Origin of the sequence: Pseudomonas sp. SWRI50, assembly GCF_014269095.1 — a bacterium.
Classification (GTDB): domain Bacteria; phylum Pseudomonadota; class Gammaproteobacteria; order Pseudomonadales; family Pseudomonadaceae; genus Aquipseudomonas; species Aquipseudomonas kermanshahensis.
In genome coordinates this window covers 14,018-34,834 of the sequence record NZ_JABWRW010000014.1, presented here as the reverse complement: position 1 = coordinate 34,834, position 20,817 = coordinate 14,018, and the positions used below count along the sequence as shown (strand labels likewise).

18 protein-coding genes are annotated in these 20,817 nt (G+C 49.1%); 12 read left to right on the top strand and 6 right to left on the bottom strand.

Going from position 1 to position 20,817, the window contains the following annotated elements; genetic code table 11:
- The first annotated feature begins 244 nt into the window (after positions 1-244).
- Positions 245-1,366, top strand: a complete 1,122-nt coding sequence (locus HU750_RS15905; RefSeq protein WP_186681103.1) for a hypothetical protein — start codon at positions 245-247, stop codon at positions 1,364-1,366.
- 246 nt (positions 1,367-1,612) lie between these two features.
- Here HU750_RS15905 and HU750_RS15900 read toward each other — a convergent pair whose 3' ends face one another.
- From HU750_RS15900 to HU750_RS15890, 3 genes are read right to left on the bottom strand one after another with little or no spacing between them, the layout of a single operon-like run.
- A complete protein-coding gene (locus HU750_RS15900) occupies positions 1,613-3,946 on the bottom strand; it encodes an AAA family ATPase (protein ID WP_186681101.1) in 2,334 nt (777 codons plus the stop codon).
- Positions 3,921-4,586, bottom strand: a complete 666-nt coding sequence (locus HU750_RS15895; RefSeq protein WP_186681099.1) for an ABC-three component system middle component 1 — start codon at positions 4,584-4,586, stop codon at positions 3,921-3,923. The genes HU750_RS15900 and HU750_RS15895 overlap by 26 nt, the downstream gene beginning before the upstream one ends.
- Positions 4,564-5,799, bottom strand: a complete 1,236-nt coding sequence (locus HU750_RS15890) for an ABC-three component system protein (RefSeq protein ID WP_186681097.1) — start codon at positions 5,797-5,799, stop codon at positions 4,564-4,566. Before HU750_RS15890 ends, HU750_RS15895 begins: the two co-directional genes overlap by 23 nt.
- A 302-nt stretch (positions 5,800-6,101) precedes the next feature.
- Between HU750_RS15890 and HU750_RS15885 the strand changes: the two genes are divergently transcribed.
- The 3 genes from HU750_RS15885 to HU750_RS15875 are packed head-to-tail and all read left to right on the top strand — an operon-like array spanning position 6,102 to position 9,339.
- Positions 6,102-6,908 (top strand): hypothetical protein, encoded by an 807-nt coding sequence (locus tag HU750_RS15885; RefSeq protein WP_186681095.1) that lies wholly within the window; start codon positions 6,102-6,104, stop codon positions 6,906-6,908.
- Between the two features lie 53 nt (positions 6,909-6,961).
- On the top strand, positions 6,962-8,410 hold the full coding sequence (locus HU750_RS15880; protein WP_186681093.1) for an AAA family ATPase: 1,449 nt from the start codon (positions 6,962-6,964) through the stop codon (positions 8,408-8,410).
- On the top strand, positions 8,407-9,339 hold the full coding sequence (locus tag HU750_RS15875; protein ID WP_186681091.1) for a hypothetical protein: 933 nt from the start codon (positions 8,407-8,409) through the stop codon (positions 9,337-9,339). Before HU750_RS15880 ends, HU750_RS15875 begins: the two co-directional genes overlap by 4 nt.
- 1,048 nt (positions 9,340-10,387) lie before the next feature.
- Here HU750_RS15875 and HU750_RS15870 read toward each other — a convergent pair.
- Together HU750_RS15870 and HU750_RS15865 are read right to left on the bottom strand one after the other, a co-directional pair.
- Positions 10,388-11,029 (bottom strand): hypothetical protein, encoded by a 642-nt coding sequence (locus tag HU750_RS15870; RefSeq protein ID WP_186681089.1) that lies wholly within the window; start codon positions 11,027-11,029, stop codon positions 10,388-10,390.
- 3 nt (positions 11,030-11,032) lie between these two features.
- Positions 11,033-11,728 carry a hypothetical protein gene (locus HU750_RS15865; protein WP_186681087.1) on the bottom strand — a complete coding sequence of 232 codons (696 nt, stop codon included), beginning with the start codon at positions 11,726-11,728 and terminating at the stop codon, positions 11,033-11,035.
- Positions 11,729-12,294: 566 nt separating this feature from the next.
- On the opposite strand from HU750_RS15865, the gene HU750_RS15860 reads away from it, so the two are divergent.
- The 4 genes from HU750_RS15860 to HU750_RS27195 all read left to right on the top strand — a co-directional run bounded on the left by HU750_RS15860 (position 12,295) and on the right by HU750_RS27195 (position 14,923).
- The gene (locus HU750_RS15860) at positions 12,295-12,999 is read left to right on the top strand and encodes a DUF3223 domain-containing protein (protein WP_186681085.1); all 705 of its coding nucleotides are present in this window, start codon (positions 12,295-12,297) and stop codon (positions 12,997-12,999) included.
- 54 nt (positions 13,000-13,053) lie between these two features.
- Entirely contained in the window at positions 13,054-13,935 is an 882-nt protein-coding gene (locus tag HU750_RS15855) for a restriction endonuclease (protein ID WP_186681083.1), read from the top strand.
- A 79-nt stretch (positions 13,936-14,014) separates the two neighbouring features.
- Entirely contained in the window at positions 14,015-14,383 is a 369-nt protein-coding gene (locus HU750_RS15850; RefSeq protein WP_186681081.1) for a histone-like nucleoid-structuring protein, MvaT/MvaU family, read from the top strand.
- Between the two features lie 249 nt (positions 14,384-14,632).
- Positions 14,633-14,923 carry a hypothetical protein gene (locus HU750_RS27195; protein ID WP_108190524.1) on the top strand — a complete coding sequence of 97 codons (291 nt, stop codon included), beginning with the start codon at positions 14,633-14,635 and terminating at the stop codon, positions 14,921-14,923.
- Between the two features lie 198 nt (positions 14,924-15,121).
- Here HU750_RS27195 and HU750_RS15845 read toward each other — a convergent pair whose 3' ends face one another.
- Positions 15,122-15,352: a hypothetical protein gene (locus tag HU750_RS15845; protein ID WP_186681079.1), complete on the bottom strand. Its 231-nt coding sequence runs from the start codon at positions 15,350-15,352 to the stop codon at positions 15,122-15,124.
- Positions 15,353-15,669: 317 nt separating this feature from the next.
- Here HU750_RS15845 and HU750_RS15840 point away from each other — a divergent pair, with 317 nt between their 5' ends.
- From HU750_RS15840 to HU750_RS15825, 4 genes are all read left to right on the top strand, one after another.
- A complete protein-coding gene (locus tag HU750_RS15840; protein WP_186681077.1) occupies positions 15,670-16,866 on the top strand; it encodes a phospholipase D-like domain-containing protein in 1,197 nt (398 codons plus the stop codon).
- A gap of 581 nt (positions 16,867-17,447) precedes the next feature.
- The gene (locus tag HU750_RS27585) at positions 17,448-17,516 is read left to right on the top strand and encodes a hypothetical protein (RefSeq protein WP_514132424.1); all 69 of its coding nucleotides are present in this window, start codon (positions 17,448-17,450) and stop codon (positions 17,514-17,516) included.
- 925 nt (positions 17,517-18,441) lie between these two features.
- Positions 18,442-19,965, top strand: coding sequence for an AAA family ATPase (locus HU750_RS15830; RefSeq protein WP_186681075.1), 1,524 nt, complete (start codon positions 18,442-18,444; stop codon positions 19,963-19,965).
- On the top strand, positions 19,962-20,813 hold the full coding sequence (locus tag HU750_RS15825; RefSeq protein ID WP_186681073.1) for an HNH endonuclease: 852 nt from the start codon (positions 19,962-19,964) through the stop codon (positions 20,811-20,813). The genes HU750_RS15830 and HU750_RS15825 overlap by 4 nt, the downstream gene beginning before the upstream one ends.
- The last annotated feature ends 4 nt before the right edge of the window (positions 20,814-20,817 follow it).

Sequence of the window (20,817 nt, the reverse complement as noted above, 5' to 3'; positions counted from 1 at the left end):
CGCCGTGGTCGCCCAGATCAACCCGGTGGTCACTCGCGATTTTCTGTGCTTTTATTGACCTGCAAGGCAGGCTCAGAGAAGGTTGCGGAATATATTTCATTATGACCATCCTATAATGCAAGTCTAGGTCGATGGCTACTGTTTTGCTTGCTTCAGATTCTCAAACTTTGAGGGCTTTTTAGGGTTTCGCTGTTACTGTTTAAGTGTATAATTTGTTCAATTTTATGAGAATTTGGATCAAGCCGTGCGCCCCATTTCTGACCTGGAACTTTATCGTATCGCTGCCGATATGGGTAGTGAGATTGCTGAGTATCTCAATGCCCAGTATTATGAAAAATCTGGTATACAGCTCAGTATTCGGTGGTCTACTGCTAGTGGTATTGGGGCCTCCGCTTCCGTTTGGCCAAGTATGGATGCACCTTCTCATCACATTATTGAGATAACCTATGAATTCCTGACGGTTATTTACGCGCAGGCGCTAGATTTTGCTATGTTTGCGATGGGTAAAAAGGGAGAGGCACACCATCTTGGTATTCACATGTTGCCTTCGCGTTTCGATATGTTCGAAGCAGCTGAGCTCATGTATCAGTTTGGTCTTTCCTTTGTGATTTTCCATGAGTTGGGACATTTAAACCAAAATCATGGAGCGATCCGCGCGAAATATTCTAATGCACCTGTGAATCTTACGCTTAATGAGTTTGGTATTAGTGCGGGCGGTAAGTTTACAGGTGAGCTAGCAGCCATTTTCCATGCTACGGAACTGGCAGCAGACTACGAGGCGTTGGATTGGATGGCGTCCTTTTTACAGGTACAGTATAGTGGTGAGGAATACTACGACCTAGCTTATATGCAGTGTGCAAGTGTAAGCTTTATCATGCTAGTGTTCAATGGGGATGAGCCTGTACGCTTTGATAAGGAGCCTACTGGATCACATCCTTATCCGGTAATTCGTATGGATCTATGGATGCAGGCTTACTATGAGCGACTCGTTATAACGTCAGGGCGGCTAGGGATTGATGCTCCAAAGGCAGATATTCACAAACGATTTTGTGATGCGGCTTACATGGCCCTGATGAAATGGATGACTCGTCTCCAGTTGCCGGATGAGCCCCAGTATACGGGCCATACGCTAGGTGCAACAACTCACCCTAACTTCAAAGAGTACATGCATGCCGTGGTTGGTATCTGGAGCAGGGAGTGTGAGGATGCCTTGGCTAGTCGGAAGTTTGGAACCCCTCTAGGCGTTGCTTATTACACCGATGAGCTGAGGGCCGTAATAGGAGTAGAGTCAAATACTTATACTTTCCTGGAGCATTTGGAGCGGTGCAGCTCAGCGGTTAGGGAAAACAACGCAGGACTTCAGTAACTAAAAAGGCCCGATTTGATCGTATTTCAACTGGAGTCCTTTCTCTACCAAATAATCGATGAAGGATTTCACTCTCTCATGCACAGCGTTACCGCTTGAATGGTCAAATAATAGAATGCTTCTGACCTCAACACGCTAAAGCGGGCGCGTACACGCCCCTGGTCAAGCAATAAACGATTGTAAAATGCATCGTACAAAAAGTAGGCCGCGAAAGCCGGCGGCCTACCTTGCTTTACAAGGTACCCCTCACGAAGCCTCTTTCGCCAGGAGCTGCATGTTGAGCGAGCTCGTGGCCAAACCCGCCCTGTCGAAGCGATAGCGCATGTAGGCCGAGATATCCTCTTCATGCGACGATACGACTAGCTGGCAATGCTTGAGCTCGCAACGGAGCAGGTCGGTCAGCGAGGCGACGTTCACTTCGTCCAAGGATTGTGACGGGTCATCAATGAGAATGAGCGGTACCCGAGCGTAAACCTTATTGAGAGAAAGGAAGAAGGCGAGGCTCAGCGCAGAAACCTGGCCTGAACTCATGGACATGACTGCGTCATGTTCAGACTTTTCAGCAGTAAGGAACCTCAACTGCGTACCCTCACGGCTCTCGATGAACAGGCCTAAGCCACGCTGGTAGTTCTGTATTAACCGGCCACTGTAGATGTGGAATATGAGCTCAATTGCCGAAATTGTCTGATCGGTATAATTCTGCTCGGTCTTCTTCAGTGTGCTGCGGAGCTTTTCAACTTTGGCCTGTGCCTTTTGCGCTGCAAGGGTTTCTTTCTCTATGAGCTTAAGGTCGCCAATACAGGTTTGAAGTCTAGAGCTTTGAGCCTCGTTAGCTTTAATCGATATGTACTGCTCCTTACCATTCAAGTCTTCTATCGTGATAATGTAGAAGTCCTGGAGGTCTTTGAAGGCGCTTTTTGTTGTTTCTCTCCAGTCTTCAGGCAGCGCTAAGGCGTCTGCTTCGACCTTTTTTTTGCTTCTCAGAGCTTCTTTCAGCTTTTCAAGGCGTTCATTTATGATGTCATCAACGTCTGTGAATGAGCCGGTTGGCTGGATGTTTTCACGTTGCAGGTTTTCCAGTAGCTGAGTTATGGCTGGTAGGCGAAGTTTGATTTTTGTAAGTGCTGCATGAAGTTTTTGGTCAAATGTGGGCGACAGATTTTTGAGGTCGGCTTGTATGTCAGTATCGATGAGGCCGAGTTCGGCATCCATTGTTGCAATGAGTTTTATTAAATCCTTACCATCCTGGCCCAGTGAGTCAGATATTTGCTTGGCCCGCTCTGCAATGGCATCCACCATTGATTTATGGTCTTCCCAGTCAGCACCACATAGGGGGCATAGCTGATCATCTGGGTAAGAATTTTTGTGTTCCTCGAGGAGCTGCCGCTTCAGCCTTTCCAGTTCCGCTACGACGTTAGCATTGGTACTGCACTTCTCCTGCAGATTGTTTCGGGATTTAATTTGTGACTCAAACCATTCAAGACGTCCTTCAGCCCACTTTGGCAGCGATTGGGCCTCTTCGAGCTTGATGACTGTAGCACCGCGTTTTATGATTCCTGCGGCACGTTCCAGTTCATCTATCTTTTTCTTGATATCTTCAAGCACATCGAGCTTGCCAAGATCTTTGCCAAATTGAGCCAGGCTTTTCAAAGACTCTTCGTTGCGATCAATGTCGGTATCGATAGTTTCGTTGTGGACTCTAGTTCTGATTGTGGCTTTGAGTGGTAAAAGATCGATTATCTTACGAACTGATTCTTGATAAGTGGTATGGTCTGCTGCTGAATAGGTTGGAAACAGTATTTCCCTGTCCCAAGCTGGTTGGATGTCAGTCGTTGAGAGCTTTTTATAATCAATAACTCCATTCTGTGCCTGCAGTGCTCCTCGCAGGGTGTTAATTTCTTCTGTTAGCGATTCAGCCTGTGCCTTCCGCTCCGGATCATTGATGCGCTTTGATAATTTGTTGTATATGGTTGTGCAGTTATCGATCTCGGATTCGATGTCGCTAATGTTAAACAGATTTCCTAGCTTATCCTTTCGTTCGTCTACCCTGGTATGTAGTAGTCGATTTTGACCCTGTTCTAGATAGTTAAGGAAAGAAAAGTTTTCCCTGAAATTCTTTCCGAAGATCTCGTCGAGGAAGTTGTTGTCTCGTTGATTGGACTTTGTGAAGTCGAGTGACTCGAATTCAGGGAGTTCGTAGAGTTTAAAGTTTTCATACTTGTCAGCCCGGTTGTTCGCCGGTTTTTTGAATATTGCTACCGGACAATGCCGGGCTAACACAAGCTTCCGGTAACTGGTAGAAAATTCAATTTTGATGTAGAGATCATTCTCGCCCGAACGGTTGTTCCAGAAAAGGTTATCCGCATAGTCTCTCTTGTTTCTCGTTAATAACGTAGAAAACAGATTCTGTATCCGGTTGATCTGGCCAGTAAGTAGCAATTCGATTGCATCAAATATGCTAGTTTTACCATAGCCATTCGGGCCGTCGAGGGTTAGTAAGTATGAGTCGCCAAGATCCAAGGAAATGTGCTTGAATGCTTTGAAGCTAGAAACTTCAATCTTGGATATTTTCCATTTCATTGCGAATCATTTCCTTGATAAATTCGTCGGCGTTCTTGTCGGTTACTTGCTGGATTATCGCATACGTATCGTCTAGGCCTGCTTCTGCAACGGCCTCAACGGCTTGTAAGCGTAAGGACACAAGATTTCCTTCGTGGCTAGGTAGCTCTAGGAAGGGGAGTTTGATAAAAGTCTTAGCGGCGAAGCTGTACTGTGTAGCAGCCAGAGGGTTTTCTTTATAGTCGAGAAACTCTTTTTTATCAGCGATTACTGCGACAAGTTTGTCGTAAGTGAAGTTTGTAAGAGCGCTTTCCTCTGCAATGCTGTAGTAGAGGACATACTTTTTATAAAAATGCGGATCTTCCTCAATGGCGAAAATTTCTTCTTCGTGATCCTTGAATTCTGGAAGGACGTCAAGGCGATGAATGCAGATCAAGTCGCAGTTCTTCTTGAAGCTCGGTTTTTTTGTAAAAGACTCAGGAGCAAGGTGGTTGATTCTGGTATTGAGTTCGGCTGGGTCTAGGAGGTCGTCCAGAGTATGGAGGACTGCGAACCTGATGGCTGATTCTGTCTCGCGAACATAAAAGTTTGTGGTGTCTAGTTTGTGCTCGCTTACAAAGCCATGCGCAACAAGTGCTTCATCGATTAGTTGCTTTATCATTCAGTCGACCCTCCGCGTCGTCCTTAGTCATCACGCTAATGCATAGCGACTTGGTGATATTGCTTTCAATTTTTTTCGTGACCTGTTTGTCGTCTAGGTCATCTGAGTTTGTAAATTTAGTATTAAATGTGAATGATGCTTCTGACTTGCTTGCAATCAGGTGGTTGTATTCAAATAGTAGCCTCAGCAGATCTCTGTTGTTCTTCATCTCACGGATCATGTCAGACTCACACTCTTCGCTTTCGTCGATGTCAAGAGCGGTAGGTACGTAGAATCTGTTTTCGCTGTCAAGATAATGAGGGAGATGACTAAAGATGGGTTCTGCCGAAATGGCTTGGATGAGCTTGGTGTAGCGCCTGATGTCGTTCGTTTGAACATCTTGAAACCGCTCGGAGGGCTTCATCATCTGGCATAAAGTTTTTAGTTCATTGATGTCAGTTTCTCGAATGTGCTCACACAGGCGTAGTGCCCTCTGGTAGGTGGCGTCATTCATTGTTGGGAGAGCCTGATCCAGTCGCTCTTCCAGGTGGGTTTGTAGCCTGGCCTTCAATTGGACTGCATAGTAGTCCCGATTCTGGTAAGGGTTTTCTGTCAGTAGTTCTTCTAAGATGCTACTGGCCGTTATTCGGCCCTCGTATGCCGCTTTGTCTTCCGAAATTCCATCTACTTGGTTCAGCTTGTGGTTGTGGACAGCTTTAGTGCTGATCTTTTCTGAAAGTAAGCAATAGTTAAAATTTAAGAGATTCTCACCTGCGGTTATAGACTGATGCTCACATATTTTGCCTATAAGCTCTTTGGTTAGCCCTTCAATTTCGCCAAGGCCGCAGTAATGATTGTCACCGTAGCGATAGAATTTTACTGTCTCTCCGCTAGCGCCTGTGTAGTCTTCGGTATTATTTAACGGTACAGATACGTGAAAGTAGCGGGTCGTGCCTTTGGCCTTGTCATGTTCGATGAGTGTAGATTGCTCGAGCGCTGTGCTGTAGCCACTGCGATATTTGCTTATTTTCGCTTTTACTTGATGGGCTGTGTGCAATTTTCCGTTTTTATAAATAGCGAAATCGTCGCTGCTGTCTAGCTGAAGCTCAAAGTCCAGGTCGCCATCGTGGATGAGCTTGAGGGAGTGATACAGTGCGATTTTCCCTTGATAGACGAAGCCACTCCAAGAGGACACCGCGCTAGCTGGGTATTTCTCATCATCTTCTTGACTCACATGAACTCCTTTCAAAAGAATGCCGAAGTGCTTGGTGTCAGAATGATATCACGGCCATTCGGGGCCCTTGTAGATCCGATTTAATCTCAGTTTGTGACCCAAGAGACGACATAAATTTGTCGTCAGAAAATAGTCTGTTGAATCGATTCAGTGTAAAAAGTCATCTCCAAACTGTAGTAGAAGTAGTAATAGCTTCAACATTGCAGTTTAGGTCACGCTGTGATGGCCTTGTGCCCTGATATTCAGCACAATAGTAGGCATGGCCCGCAAGCAAGCGAGGCTCCCCACCACAGGAACGCTGCATGATTGAACGTGTCCTCGACTGGCGAAATCGTCGAGCTTGGCTCAACGCCATCCCTAGGTATGCGAGCCAGGTGCTCACACCTTCGATACGTCAGCACATCGAAGCTTCTCGGCCCGAGTGTTGGTCGGATGACTTCCAATGGCTACCGAACCAACAGGAGGTGTTGCCAGCTTTCAGCGAAAAGCTGTGGAGTTACTACACCCACGCAAAGGCATTTCATGGATGTCGGCCTGAAAGCCTGGCCACGTATTTCGAGGAAGGCCTCAGAGGGCAGGAGCCTGAGCGGATCTTGCAAACCTTTCGTCGGCTGTATGCCGATGTCCCTGCTGCTGCTCTAAACAGAGCGATCCGTTTGATGGGTGAGCGGCGAGGTGACGAACGTGGCTCCATTTGGCTCTCCACTGACGACAAGCAAATGATTCGGGATCACGGCCACTACATCATTAGTGGAAGCGAGTATCTACTGGCACTAGCTGCGAATATCCATGTCGAGGACACATGGGAGGATGACTACCGACTCAGGCTTCGAGATGTGGGCATCCCAACTATCCTTGAAGTTGACATCCCCGTTGATCTGATCCCCGCCAGGGAGCGTCTGGCTGGAGCAAAGGTAATTCTCTCCCATTGGGGGCAACGACGAGCTAAAAGGCTCTTGGGTAGTTCATCGTCACCTGGTTACAGGCTGAGCTGCAATCTCCCTCCATCCTCGATAAAAGCTCATTATCATCCTGGCAGGGTAACAGATTTTCATACTCCGTTTGGATTGTATATAAATAAGAAACTAAAGTGTGATATGTGCGCCTGAGATTCATTTGTTTCTAGTTGACCTGCTTTTGGCGTATTGTTAAAGGATTTTATATGCCAACTATCGTTGGGCTCCGCATTGAAGAAAGACTGTTGGAACTAATTACTCCGGTCACTGAACAGGTCGGTAGAATTTTTGATGTTGACTCAGTCAGCCTGATACTTGGAAAGAATGGGTCGGGTAAGACACGGCTGCTCAATTTGATTGCCGAAGCGGTGTCAGCGCCTGGTAGGGGAGATACCAAAGTCTATGTCAGAGACAGACGTGGTGATGTCTATACCTTGTCTAATCACGACAACGATTTTTGTGCGATTTACTATTCTGGCTTGCCCTACAAACGTAAAATGAGTCGCAGGGTCGGCCTGATTGATGCCTCTCCTCAGAACAAGAATACTGACAAACTAGGCGAGGAGCATGGGCGAATGGCCCAGCTTGGAGAGATTGCCAAGGCGTTGGGTGAAAATACTCAGCTTACTGCTACGCTCTCATACTCGAAAAATGTTTATCGAGCAATTTTTATACCTGCACTTAGGCAGCGCGTGCGCCATATAACGAATGCCTCACTTAAAGATCTAGTCACTAAGCTTAAAAGCTATGAGTCAACTCGACTCAAGGAGGCGAGTGATTTCAGAAGCCTGGACGATGAATTAGAAAGTTGCCTTAAGTCCATCGTTGACTTTTTGGATGGTTATATGCTTAGTCACTTTCCTTGTGGCGAGCGTATTCATCATCTTGCTGTCGTAGAATATTTGCAGGGTAAGAGGGAAGGAGAGAGTGTCGACTACGCTCTCTCATTGTTGGCCTATTTAGGGATCATACGTCGTTATGATTTTCAGGTGGGAATTGATCATATCCAAGAACTGGTGTCCCGGTGCTCCGAGGCGCTGAGGAATTATGGTTGTAACGTAAATTTCACTGATCGCTCCGTTTCCTTTTTAATCGATGGAGTGGATCAGTTTGATGCAGTACGTCAGTATAATACTCCCATAGTTATTCAATGGTCGTTACTCAGCTCTGGCCTTCAGGCACTGATTGATCAATTCGCCCATATTGGTGATGCGGTTGCCACAGCGGCGCAGAACGGTCGAGGCTCTGTATTGCTAATGATCGATGAGGGGGATGCTTATCTTCACCTTGATTGGCAGAGGAAGTATATTACGCTTTTGAATAAGTACCTTGGTGGACTCAGGAGGAAGTACGGCTTGAGAAGTCTGCAGGTTATTCTGGCGTCTCATTCCCCTCTAATTGCAGCTGATATTCCAGGCGTGTATGTAACCAACCTGGACTCCAGTGTGAGGGTAAAGACTTTCGGTGCACCAATCGAGGATGTGATAGCTGGATCATTCGAGTCGAATTCTCTTGGGGTTTTCGCAGCGACTAAGATCAACGAAATGTATGCGCGTGCCAAGCTCAATAAGCTTACGAAGTCTGATTTGGTCTTAATAGGCGAAATTGGCGATGAAGCGATTAGAGCCGTCCTGCAGAGGGGCGGGCGGTCGTGATCATTAATATATCGGATGTTTGGGCGACAGCCGTTAACGATCATGCTGCATTCCTAGAGCAAGCCATTGACAATGGCTTGGCCAAGCTTGACAGCTCCATTGTTGACAGGCAGGTAGCTAAGTTTGTTGCTGATAATAGGCGGATTATTGTGTATGGGCAGCCATCTGATTTGGCGCTTTGTATTCAGAATTTTCTGCAGGCCTTTAGTGGGCCTTTGCTTCGGGCCTGTGCGGTTGAGAAAATGAAGTTGGTGTTCGATTACAGTTCATTTTCTGAAAAGTCCAACAAAGCCTGGACTGCATATGACTTGTGTTCGCAGGCGCGGTACAAGGTCTGCTGCTATTGTCATATGATTGAGACCGGAACTTGTTTGCCTGATGAAGAAATCAAAGGCTATCGTCCTCCTATCGATCATTACTACGGGAAGGCAGAATATCCATTTTTGGCCCTGTCCTTGTACAACTTTATTCCTTGCTGCGAGAAGTGCAATGGCCCTCAGATGAAAGGGCAAATCGATTTCTCTGTGACGCCTCACCTCAATCCGCTATTTGATGAAGAGTCAATTGAGTTCTCACTCGGGCCGATAGCAGCGGCTGCTGACAAACTAGCGGAGTTCGCCAGTCTGACCTTGCCTAAAGATCAGTATAGATTGGAGGTGACTGCGGTCAAAAATCTTAACAGTTCAGGTGCTTCCATCAGAACCTTCCAACTGAAGCATCGATACGGAACGTATTCTGAGCGTGCTTATTTTCTTGCAAAACGTGTTAGAGGATTAGCGTCCAGGCGTCGATTCCATGATGATGAGCTTGATTTTAAAATTGAGCTTGAGGAACACTTGGAGTTCAAGCCAGATGAGTATAAAGGTGTCCCTTATGGAAAGGCTCGTGTCTGTGTGGCGAAGCAGTTTGGAGGAGATCTCCTCCCATAACCCTATCCTGGGTCGCGGTTAAAGCTGGCGACCTACTTTTTCGACTACGGCGGTAGCGGGCCTCGGGCACCCGTCAGCTGAAATTCGCAGATGAGGGGCCGTGCGAGAACCAATCAAAGGAGGATAGCGTTCCAACCTTTGGTTCAGCGATGCCCCGCCGCAGTTGGTAGGGCATTGGCCGTCAGAGCTTGAATTCGATGAGGTCGCCGAGGCCTTGCACCGTCATTGCTACATGGACGGCTGTGTCCTTGTAGGCGCCAAGCGAATCCATCACATCTTTGATTTGTGTCCAGGCGATGTGCTCTGCTTCATTCCGCTTCTGCTGAATGATCGTTTCACTCAGATGAACCACCCCTTTGCTGAACAGAACCTCTCAGCCACCGGCTTCTCGAATGACTCCATGCACTGGCACTAAGGCATTCCTTGAGCGCCCAAATGAGTAGATGAAATAGAGCGTTGGCGTGGGCTGTAGGTCGTCCACGACGCCTTGCAACCAATCAGCGGTCTGCCGCAACGCCTGCAGCCTACAGTGTAACGGCCCTAGTGGCGGCAGCCTATCAGCCGCGATTCAGGTGATTTCACTCCGTCTACGCCGATTTCAATACGGTAGGTAAGGCGTAGCTCACAGTCCAACCGGTCTGCAGCGAAGCGGGAGTTGGCCAGTTCCTTGTCAGATGCCTCTGACGACAAAACCACGTCGGTGAATATCTAGAAGGTTGACGGCGCTATCGAGGAGGAGCGCACCTACCGAGCTATCGAGATTGTTGGAAAATCTTTTGAGCGCCCTGTACGTGCACAGCGTCGATTTCCCGAGCTTCGTCAAACGTCAAAAGGCAAAGGTGGATCGGGACTGCGAGAGCATCTGGATCAATGATGCTCCGAATGGTGTCAGCCTGGTGGTTATCGATGCATAAGATCATGAGGTCGATGTCTGAGGGGGATGGGGAGCATCTAGCAACAGACCCGAACAGATACCACTCACTCCCACTGCAAGCCGAGCCGAGTTTTTCAGCGATTTCACACACTGCAATGACAACTTCTTCTCGCTTCATTTGCCTAGCCGACGTAAGAGATCTCCGTACATGAGCGCTTCAGCTCCGAAAGATGCCGCTGCCTGAGTAGCAGCACTCGTGATAGATCCATAGCTTGTCATCTTGACCGCTATGTCAAATTTTTTATAGCGCTTTAGTGCTTCGCGAATATCTTCAGCACTCATATTATAGGCATCTACCATAGCAATAATAAGCGGTTCTCCGTTATACCTGTGTGCTTCGAAAACTCTGTCGTACAGATACTTTACGTGTTTGACGTTGGAATGTTGACTTATGCCGTTGTCAAAAAAGCTCCATTGCTTGTCGCGGTATAAGTATGGATACTCGAGTCGCGCTGCTTTTCCTAGGTCACCTAGTGAACCGAATGCAGCAGGGGCGTCGTGGATTACCTCCATGGCATCCCCTCGCCAAACCGTGCTGGATGGTATGTTCAAAACAAAATATGGATGATCCACACCTTGAAAAACAGGCTTCAAGTGATCAGCAGTTATGACATCTCTTACTCCTATTACTGCAACTTGTAATACGTCCTTCCCTGGTGCACGGACTATGAGTCGATCAGGTGCAGGCCGTCCGACAAGCTCCAGATCGCTCCCATCTGCAATTTTATTTGCTACCCAATCTGCCGCATTTCCCACAGACTAATCCTCCATAATTCTTGCAAAGCCTTCTGGAAACCGAGTTCCATCCTGCAGAATTTCCTCAATGTGAAATGCCTGCAGATCATCTACATGCTGCCGGAAAAGCTCTAATTCAGCTTTCTCAGAAGCAGTAGCTAAATGTCGGTTGGCATCCAAGATCGCAAGCACCCGATGGCTGTTCGGAATGATCCGAGTAAGCATCTTTCTTTTCCATTGCTCGGCTGCGCCACTTTCCGGGTTCAGCGCTGCCTCAATATGAGGGCCATAGTTTCGAAATATTGCATGATTTTCTGTCAACAACGGCTCAATCAAGTCATGGACGTCCCCGCGACTATCGAGCTTGACGGCACCGAAAAGCGCGGCCAATTTTCGCGCATGTTCTCTTTTCCATCCCAATATCATCGAGTCAGGGTACGCGTCCGGAGCTTTATCAACCTTCGTGTGACAATTCGAGCAGAGCACAATCAGGTTGTCGAAGTGGCCACGTGCATGCTTGGATAATGTGGGCTTTGCCCTTGGGCCATCATCGTTAGCGGCATAGACATGAGCCATTTCTGCAATGTGGATGGATTTGCCGGCCTCATCTGAAAACAACAGGTTTGAACAGCCGGGATTTTGACAAAAGCCCGCAGATGCTGCAAATAGTCTCTTTTGGGTATGAGCGTTGGGGGCTGCTGCGCCGCGAGGGCATGCCATATGATTCTCCACATGACGATAAATCGAAAGCCCACAACGAGAGATGGATCCTTGAGACGGGGCCGATAAGTATTGATACCAAAGAGCCGGCTGGAGCGCAATGGAGTGCTGGGTCGGCCCGTGGCCGACGCCAGGGGTGGCTCACGACAGCCGTCTCCGGCAGGGAGCACGCCCAGGGGATGTCTACTTCCACCAGAATCAGACAGGATATTGCAGGCAGGGCAGTGTGAGGCTCATGCTTCCTTCTCCCAAGACATATCCGAGTACCGCCCTCATTCCTTGGCAGAGCGTTACACTGAGTGGAGGACGAGGTTCATCGTTAACCGGAAAAATGGAGAGTTCATGCCCGCTTGTCTCGCTCTGAGTTTAATGCCTTGAGAGGCAGTCAAGGGTTAACCTCCGATGAGACTTACTATCTGTGTAGGTGTTATTACTATGCCTCTCGACATTGTCGAACGCTGAAACGGGTCAACGATTTTTCGCAAACTTTAGAGCCGTGTCGACGGGCTAGACGCCCACATCGTCTGCCAAGTGTAGAGCTTGAGCCAACCACTGGAGAGTCGAAGTTGCCTTACCAGATCAATAATGAAGGCTTTGCCACCAAAAACGATGTTCGCATCAGGTGCAGAGACATCTTGGCCAAGACGCCTGATGGGAAAGAGGTGGCTGAGGTCGATGCTGACTTCCTGTACAGCCTATTTCAGTACCACGATGAGTGGTCTGATAAATCAGGAGTAGGGGTCGCAGCCATCACCACGCAAACGACGTCTCATGGCACCAGATGCTTCGTATTGCGCCGGCACTGTGGAGGAGAGGTCGATATTTCATTCACTCACGCCATCAAGCTCATGCCAGGGACACGGGGGCAGACACGGCAGCCCCAGGGACTTTTGGATTTTCGAGCCGGTGCACGTACAGCTGTCAATCAGCAGATTAGGACGTTTAGGGATACAGCCTTGGTTGTTACTTCCGTATGCCCGGTAACGGGGGAGCCCGTAAATCATGCGAACGCGGCTGTTGATCACGTCGCACCGACAACATTTGATCAGCTTCTTTACGATTTCTGCCTGGCAACTGACACGAACCCTCTGAACGTCTTAGTGGGCTCTCTCAATGGCGTGGTTGCTACCATTGAGGACGTAATGCTCTGTGCTGCTTGGGAGCAATACCATTTGGCGCACGCGCAGCTTAGGCTCATCTCAAAAACCGGAAATCTGAAGCTTTCAAAGCCATCCGTTCCTTGGTTCGAGCTCTACACTTCTCCGAAGTAGGTACAGTGGTCGGCGGCTTAGAGACGGCACTGTGAAGCAAGAGAAGGGAAGGGTATGGCGAATTTTAAGTCCACCGAGATGAAGTTCCTCGATTCGATTTTTGACATGGAGCAAGGGTATGTCCTTGACTTCTCCGACCGAACCATGGGGCTGTTTTTTCTCGAGGAGTTGAACATCGACATCGATCACGAGATGTTCAAGAAAGGCGGTACCTCCAAGGCCAGGCGCTTGCGATACCTCTTACAAAATGTAGATCGGCCCATAGCTTGCCGGGTTTTGGAGGCTCTATGGAGGTATCGTCAAGCGTTGCTAGAGGAGACCAAAGCTGAGGAGGCCATCGCCAACGCTGAAGGTAGATTTCTATCGCTTCTCGAGTCGGCTCGCACGCCTGGCCAGGTGGGCGCTGCTACAGAAAATCCGCTTGCCGCTGCCTCTATTGTCGATCAAGGGCCGCTCTACGACACATTGAGAAAGCGGCTGTATGAAATTCGAGAGCTGCCTCCCCATACTCGAGGCTATGCCTTCGAAGGTTTTTTGAAGGACTTGTTCGACAGCTCGAGATTACAGGCGCGTGCACCGTTCCGGCTGGTTGGTGAACAAATTGACGGTAGTTTCCAGCTCGGAAACGAGACCTACCTGGTCGAGGCGAAATGGGTGCGAGATCCCATTGGTGCCAATGAGCTCCATGGATTTCACGGGAAGGTGGATCAGAAAGCTGCATGGGCCCGTGGGTTGTTCATTAGCTATGGAGGCTTCACACAGGTTGGTTTGCAGGCATTCGGTCGTGGCCGAAAGGTGATCTGCATGTCCGGTGAGGACATCTACAAGGCACTAGGTCGACGAATTCCTATTGCTGATGTGATCGAGCGTAAGGTGCGGGCAGCTGCTGAAACTGGAGCAGCTTTCGTTACGTTGGATGAGCTCTTCGAGTCCTGAGTGTCATGCTCAGAGAAAAAACAGTTCTCGATGGGTTAGGATGTCAAACTGTTTCCTAAAAACTATCCAAGGATTACCTATGTCTCGTCTCGCAGAATTCCGCAAGCTTGAGCAAGAGCTCGCAGCCCAACTGGCAGAACTTGAAGCCTTGAAAGGCAGTTCTGAGTTGCAAGCGGAGATCCAATTTGAGACCAAACTGCGTGCCTTGCTGGCTGAGTACGGCTACAGCTTGCGCGACATCATCAACATCCTCGATCCGCAGGCCAGCCGCCGCACTGCTGCTCCTGCTGCAGCTGAAAAGGCCCCGCGTCGTGCGCGGCAGGTGAAGCAGTACAAAAACCCGCATAACGGCGAAATCATCGAGACAAAGGGCGGCAATCACAAGCTGCTCAAGGAATGGAAAGCCGAATACGGCTCCGATGTGGTGGAAGGCTGGCTCGCCCAGTAACACGCTCAACCTTTTGCTAAAGCCCCCGGATGGGGGCTTTTTCTATGGCGATGCTTACAGGGTTGGCAGGTGCGGTTGCTGACCTAATTAATGGTGCATCAGCATCTGTGCCGTATGCATAGGACTCTGTTTTGTAAGGTTTTTCTGCCGGTTGTCTGAATTAGGGCAGCCAATCTCCTGGAGGGTTGAAACGTCATCATCCCGCGCTATGGTTGATGGACTATAAGACTAAAGTCGTAGGAGAGCGGCATGCGTATACGCGGTGAAGTTTTTTGGGCTTGGGCTGATCCTGTGCTTCATCACCGGAGCCATGACGAGGAGCTGGATGACGGCACCTCGATTGATGTCCAGGTGAGGCTTTCCCGAACTGGCCAAACACAGATGTTCATCGGTGTGTATGCGGGCTGTGGCATGGCTCTTCACGAAGAGGCATTCGACTCTCGGCCAGGTGAGTCGATGACTCGGGCGTTGGCTTGGGGAGTGGGGCGTGCAAGACGACTCGCGACCGATCAGCGGCCTGCTGTGCAGCAGGTGGCATAGACGTCAAAATCAGCACTCTGGTGTTCGCTTTGCACAGATGCCAGCGATCACACATTCTTGGGCCGCCCTGCGATGAGGGTAATTGCGGGCAAAAGAAAGCCCGCTGCTAGGCGGGCAAGATCTATCACACGTAGGGATAGCTAACGCTCCCATACTGCATGTGAAAAAGCCGTGAAGATTATTGGAAGCGACGGGCTATCAGCCACCGTTTGAGTGAATCCAAGATGTGTAAGCTGAAACCAGGCTCTGCGGAATGCTTGGTAAACTCTGCTCAAGCTCGGCCAATCTTGATTGACTACCTACCCATTCGGTGACCCAGGTTAACAACCTCAACCGGGATGCGGGGCACGGAGCTACTTGCTGCTCAAGCTCATCCGCGATACGGGCCAAACGCTCGTTGCTATCGTCGAGGTGGGTAATCTGATCCATGTTTCCGCTCCTTGGGTGATAGCCCAAACATAGCACGTCGAAATCGGGCGCCATCGAAGCGTGACAAATCTCGACCCCACATTCCTCCATTGCGGCGTGACGTTGTGTCACATGGAACAATCTCTCTATTTGGGCGACACGTCTAGGCGAAGGCAGTGAGTACGTACCTGTCGACACTATGACATCGGCATCTCCATTGAACAGACCAGTACGGCTCGCATGCGCAAGTTCCTAGCGAGTTCGATGCAATTACGTCGAGATTCGGATCGAGCGATTTGTTAAGCTCACCTTTGAAAAATAGTTTCTAGGGCGAAAAAATGTCAAAGGAATTGAAGCTGTTACTGAACCTCGAGGATTCGGGGCATAGCGATGAAATTGGCGGTTTTCTGGCCGATGCTGAGCATCTAGAGTGCATGGTTGCCTTCGCAAAACTCTCTGCCAAAGACACGTTCTTGACTCCGTTCAAACAAGCGATTGCTCGTGGTATGACAGCTCGCGTGGCGATTGGCCTGAGCTTGTTTGTGACCGATCCGGCGATGTTGAATGGACTGCTTGGGCTACAGAAAAAAAATAAGAAAAGCATGCAGTTCTATATCAGCAATACAGATTACACCTTTCATCCAAAAGTGTATGGAGTGCGTGGGCCGAAAGGATGCCGAGTCATCGTAGGTTCGGCGAACCTTACTGCTGGTGGTCTTTGCAATAATTATGAGGCATCGGTGGTAGCTAGTGACCCTCAAGGTAACTTAATGGCATCTATTCAAGAGCATTTGGATAGTTTGATCAACGACGGGACACTTGTTCTGGCAACACAGGCAGGCATTGACCATTACGCAAAGCTCCATGCTATTCACGAGGCTTGGCGTAAAATGGCGAAAAGGCGTGCGGGTCAGATCAGTCGGGGTGAAATACGTAGTTTGGATGTGTTGGCAGTCCGGCTAGCAGATATGAAGGCAGATGGGTCTGTTGATGGGTTTACAGCTCAGCGGACGCAGCGAGCACGTGCTCGGCGCATGGCCAGGCAACGTATTAAAGGCATCGCAGAGTTAGGTAAGGTGTCGAGCGGCGACTTCTCTGACGCATATGACAGTTTGCTTAGGTGCTTTCATTCTGGGGGGTTACATCGCGGCAAGGGTATCGTATCCAGAAACGCAAGGCGTTTTGTCAGCGCACTTGCAGATGTGTTGAGGCTGAAGCAAGCAACTCCGGGCGAAGCATTCGAATTGTTACACAATCATTTCGTGAATATAGATCGTGCCGGAATCAACGTGCTAACAGAGATATTGCACGCTCTGGATAATAAGCGGTACGCGGTTATGAATCAGAATGCGGTAAGTGGAATGATGGTTGCGGGTTACAATCAATATCCACTGAGTACGTTGAAGTCGAATGTGTCGCCAGGGTTGTATGAAGAGTTTTGTCGCGACGTTAAAAGGGTGCAGACTGATTTGGGGCTAAAAAACTTCTCCGAGATAGACGCTCTATTTAATTACGTGTACTGGTTGGCAGGGTAGTGTTTGTTTCATGATCTTAGGGGAGCGCGTCTGGCCTTGCTCCTCGAGTCAGTCGGGCTAACTATTCGCGCCGGGGGAAGCGCTGGAGTAAGTGGTGGGTGCTTGATTAGCCAATAACCACGTGCCTAAAGCTCGATGAGCCCAACCCGCCGAAGCAGGAAATTTGCTGCAGCAGAATGTTTGGCCAGCGGCTGACAGATCTCACCTCCATCAAGGAAGCTGCCTCAACATACGCCTCATGTGCCGCTGAAAAACCTTAGGCACAAGAGTCGTTGTGTAAGCGCATTCGGATCGGCATCCGCACAGGCATGTACAACCCCGCCGAGCCAAGTACCCGGATGGTGTGGTTGTTAAGGTGTCGTACCCCACCGATGACGCCGTCTGCTCACCAAGGGCGCCCTGGAGGGCATAGAGGGCGTTCGCCGAGAAGGCTTTCGATACAGCAAGGCGGAGGGGCTGCTTCTCGAACTGAGCCGGCGGGGGAAGATTACGGCTGATCTGTTCGCATCAGCTCAACCGGTGGCCAGTGAGAAGCTTATGGGGGGCTAGACACTGTGAGCGCCCGCTGGGGACGAGGCACCATGCACTTGGTCAGTGTGCCGGTCGACCCTTCCTGGGGCTTGCGGCGCGATATGATGAGCGAAAGCTAGTCCACAAAAATGGACGAGCTCTGGACTGTCTACTGTAAATAGAGGGTGGGCACGCAGCGGCTCTAACGGAGTCGCAGTAGCTGTCGCTACCCTCCCGTCACCCAAAGGTAGGTCTGCTAGAGGCCAACCCCGATCCCCACAACTGTGGCAACAAGTGCAGCTCCTTTGGCGAACCGGGCTTCGAAGAGCCGGTCAAGGGCGACTCCGATAAGCACCTGTAATTCGCTGGCTTTATCGACGACTTACCGTCCACCGGCCTTGGCGTGACAAGAGGGCAGGCACGAGACCGTTTACGAGGTAATAGGTCATTTCATAGTCTCTCTAGCACATGCATCGTTTGGCCCTTGAAAGGGCTGCCGTAACTTATGCGCTTGCCTGGCGCGAAGGAATGGTGCGGCAACAACGAGGTCGGGAGCAATCGTGAGTGACAGAGAGATTTTTCGGCCTTGCTCCAAGCCTTTCGCGGTTAGGGCGATGCACGTGTGATACTTGGTGGAGTGACCTGTGTTCGTAACAAACCGCCGTATCGGATCAGCCTCAAATTCTTCATCGACTATCTTTCATGATTAATTTGCTTGAATTGCACGACGATGGTTTGATTTGCGTGATATTTACATGGCGAGCGATATGCGAAGATGGATTAATGCCAGGTGTTGCCGCCCGACCACCCTATGTACACAGAAGCCGTGGAATCTGTGACGCTCTGCCTCGAAGCCTAAAGTGGGCGCAGTTGAAGCGCCACAGCTTGAAAGCTGATTAAGCGACTGCACAGGACTGCCCTGCCTGATGCCATTAGAGATGGGTGATTTGAATTGATCTAGCTCCGCATGGGTGATACAAATGCTGTGGCTGATGTCTAAGAGCCATTATTCGGCGGGGCTTAGGATTTTATATCTACTAGACTGAAATAGTCATGGGTTGACTTATGAGATTTATAGTTATTGAAAAAGGTGCAGAGCTCCCAGGTTATGTGGGGCGATTTATTGCTCTGATCGCTGATAAATGGGATGATCATGGTTTTGTTACTATGTTCCGCAGTGTGCTGGTTGATGGTGGCGCCGCTTACTATGAACTAGGGCAAGTAAAGATCGCATTTCAACGTCAGGAAACGGGAGTTCCAACCTGGTCGCAGTTGCCTTCGGAGTTTGAAGTTCTCCCGGCGCGGTTTTTCTCGCTTGGAGTTTCTGTTGAATATTATGAAGAGATATCAAAGCTTTCTTCGCCCATGAAAGATGAGTATTTGATGGGGTTGAGAGATGTTGTTGCCTTCAAGGAGATACTAAATCGTGCAGTTGTTGAAGAGGTATTTAATACATCCCTCCTTCGAGGTGTAAGCCTGGGCAGTGTGCGCTCACAATATAGGCGAGTGCTAAGAGGAGGGGATGTGCATGTAGGCTATGCATTTTGTTATGTCGGCGAGTCGAGAGATGGTCTTACCCATATTCAGTTAGATTTTGATGTGAGTTCTGAGTCGCTCCCGCCGAGCAATATCCATGCAATTATTGGCCGCAATGGAGTGGGTAAAACCACGGTGCTCAACGCCATTGTTGAGGCGGTCAGGCGAAATGTGCCGCCTTGTCTGTATCAGCGTGATTGGCGAGGAATTCGCCCGCTCTATGCTAATTATTTCAGTGGAGCGGTTCTAGTTTCGTTTAGTGCTTTTGATCCATTTGAGCCACCTGTCGAGCAGATAGAGCAAAATGCTGGTGCTTTTATTCACTATATAGGTCTTAAGGCAAGCATTGGTTATGAGGGGGCGCTTAAGAGTCGGGAGCGGTTGCGAGTTGAATTTTGCGAAAGCTTGCTGGAATGCCTGAAAGATAATCAAAAAAAATTAAGATGGCTGAATGCGATTCAAACCTTGGAGTCTGATGAGAACTTCAAGGAGGTTGGTCTTGTTGATTTAATTGGAATGGAAGGGCCTGTGTTGGATCAACAGGCACGGCAGAAATTTTGGTCGCTTAGCTCCGGACATGCGATTGTTTTGTTATCAATCACGAAGCTCGTAGAGGCGGTAGAGGAAAAAACGCTAGTGCTTATAGATGAGCCTGAAGGCCATCTACACCCACCATTGTTATCTGCATTTGTACGCGCTCTTAGTGATCTTCTCTCGGATAGGAATGGCCTTGCTATCTTGGCTACTCACTCTCCTGTTGTAATTCAGGAAATTCCTCGCTCGTGTGTGTGGAAAGTAGACAGAAGAGGCGAGGCTATTTCAGCAATACGCCCTGATGTTGAGACATTTGGAGAAAATGTAGGAGTCCTCACACGAGAGGTTTTTGGGCTCGAGGGAGCGGACACAGGATACCGAGCCCTACTCGCAGCGGCTGTGGCGGAAGGGCTTAATTACCATGAAATCATGAACCGATTTGATGGCTGCTTAGGCCATGAGGCTCGAGCTGTGTTGAGAGCCTTGATTTCAAACCGTGATTCCAGGGGGTGGGCTTGAGACGTCTTCCCCTTCCTCCCTTTGATACGGCGCAAGTCTTCACTGCCTGTGCATCTACAATTCGTGACACCGATTGTCTGAATAGAATGTCGGATATCTCACTTGAGGTGATTCGTCGTGGAGGCTTCTATGATGCGCACGCTCAGGCAGGTGTTACGTATGCTATTCCCAAGTGTGGCGGAAAAAATGATGACCTGGTCATAGGTCAGGTGACAAAAAGTGAGCTGATCGCTTTATACGATGCAGGCATGGTCAACCGCAAACTAGGTCGCGCGATTTATGATGCACTTATAGTGTCTTCTTCATTCTGTCCTAGCTGTGGGAGTGTTGGTGCTACCAAAAACATAGATCACTACCTCCCAAAGTCTAGCTATCCTTGGCTTTCTATCTGTCCTTACAACTTGGTTCCAGCTTGCCGTGATTGCAACACGGAAAAGGGGAGTCCAGTGGCGGAGAGTGCTTTTAAGCAACTAATTCATCCCTATTATGATGATGAATGTTTTTTTAATGAGGTTTGGGTGTTTGCGGAGGTTGCATGGGAAGACTGCTATGGACTGCGTTATTATGCAGATCCACCAAGGCATTGGGGAGCTTTAGATAGAGCGAGAGCCATTCACCATTTTGAATTTTATGGCATTGCAGAGAAATACAGCTTGCTTGCAGCAGAGCATCTATCTCTGGTGATTGATCAGCGAAAGGGATATTTTAGAGATGTGTCCCCTTTTGAATTTGAAGCTTACCTGCTTGATATTGGGTTGAGTGATGCTCTTTCTCCGAATGACTGGAAGGGCGTCATGTATCGTGCCCTTGGACAGTGTGTCGAATTTACTCATGATTCCTTCTTGTAGACTG

Bases quoted from the DNA above. Each gene is read 5' to 3' on its own strand.
- HU750_RS15855 (WP_186681083.1), top strand. From the start codon at position 13,054: ATGGCGAATTTTAAGTCCACCGAGATGAAGTTCCTCGATTCGATTTTT.
- HU750_RS15850 (WP_186681081.1), top strand. From the start codon at position 14,015: ATGTCTCGTCTCGCAGAATTCCGCAAGCTTGAGCAAGAGCTCGCAGCC.
- HU750_RS15845 (WP_186681079.1), bottom strand. From the start codon at position 15,352: ATGGATCAGATTACCCACCTCGACGATAGCAACGAGCGTTTGGCCCGT.
- HU750_RS15900 (WP_186681101.1), bottom strand. From the start codon at position 3,946: ATGAAATGGAAAATATCCAAGATTGAAGTTTCTAGCTTCAAAGCATTC.
- HU750_RS15865 (WP_186681087.1), bottom strand. From the start codon at position 11,728: ATGGCATGCCCTCGCGGCGCAGCAGCCCCCAACGCTCATACCCAAAAG.
- HU750_RS15895 (WP_186681099.1), bottom strand. From the start codon at position 4,586: ATGATAAAGCAACTAATCGATGAAGCACTTGTTGCGCATGGCTTTGTA.
- HU750_RS15830 (WP_186681075.1), top strand. From the start codon at position 18,442: ATGAGATTTATAGTTATTGAAAAAGGTGCAGAGCTCCCAGGTTATGTG.
- HU750_RS27195 (WP_108190524.1), top strand. From the start codon at position 14,633: ATGCGTATACGCGGTGAAGTTTTTTGGGCTTGGGCTGATCCTGTGCTT.
- HU750_RS15840 (WP_186681077.1), top strand. From the start codon at position 15,670: ATGTCAAAGGAATTGAAGCTGTTACTGAACCTCGAGGATTCGGGGCAT.
- HU750_RS15885 (WP_186681095.1), top strand. From the start codon at position 6,102: ATGATTGAACGTGTCCTCGACTGGCGAAATCGTCGAGCTTGGCTCAAC.
- HU750_RS15880 (WP_186681093.1), top strand. From the start codon at position 6,962: ATGCCAACTATCGTTGGGCTCCGCATTGAAGAAAGACTGTTGGAACTA.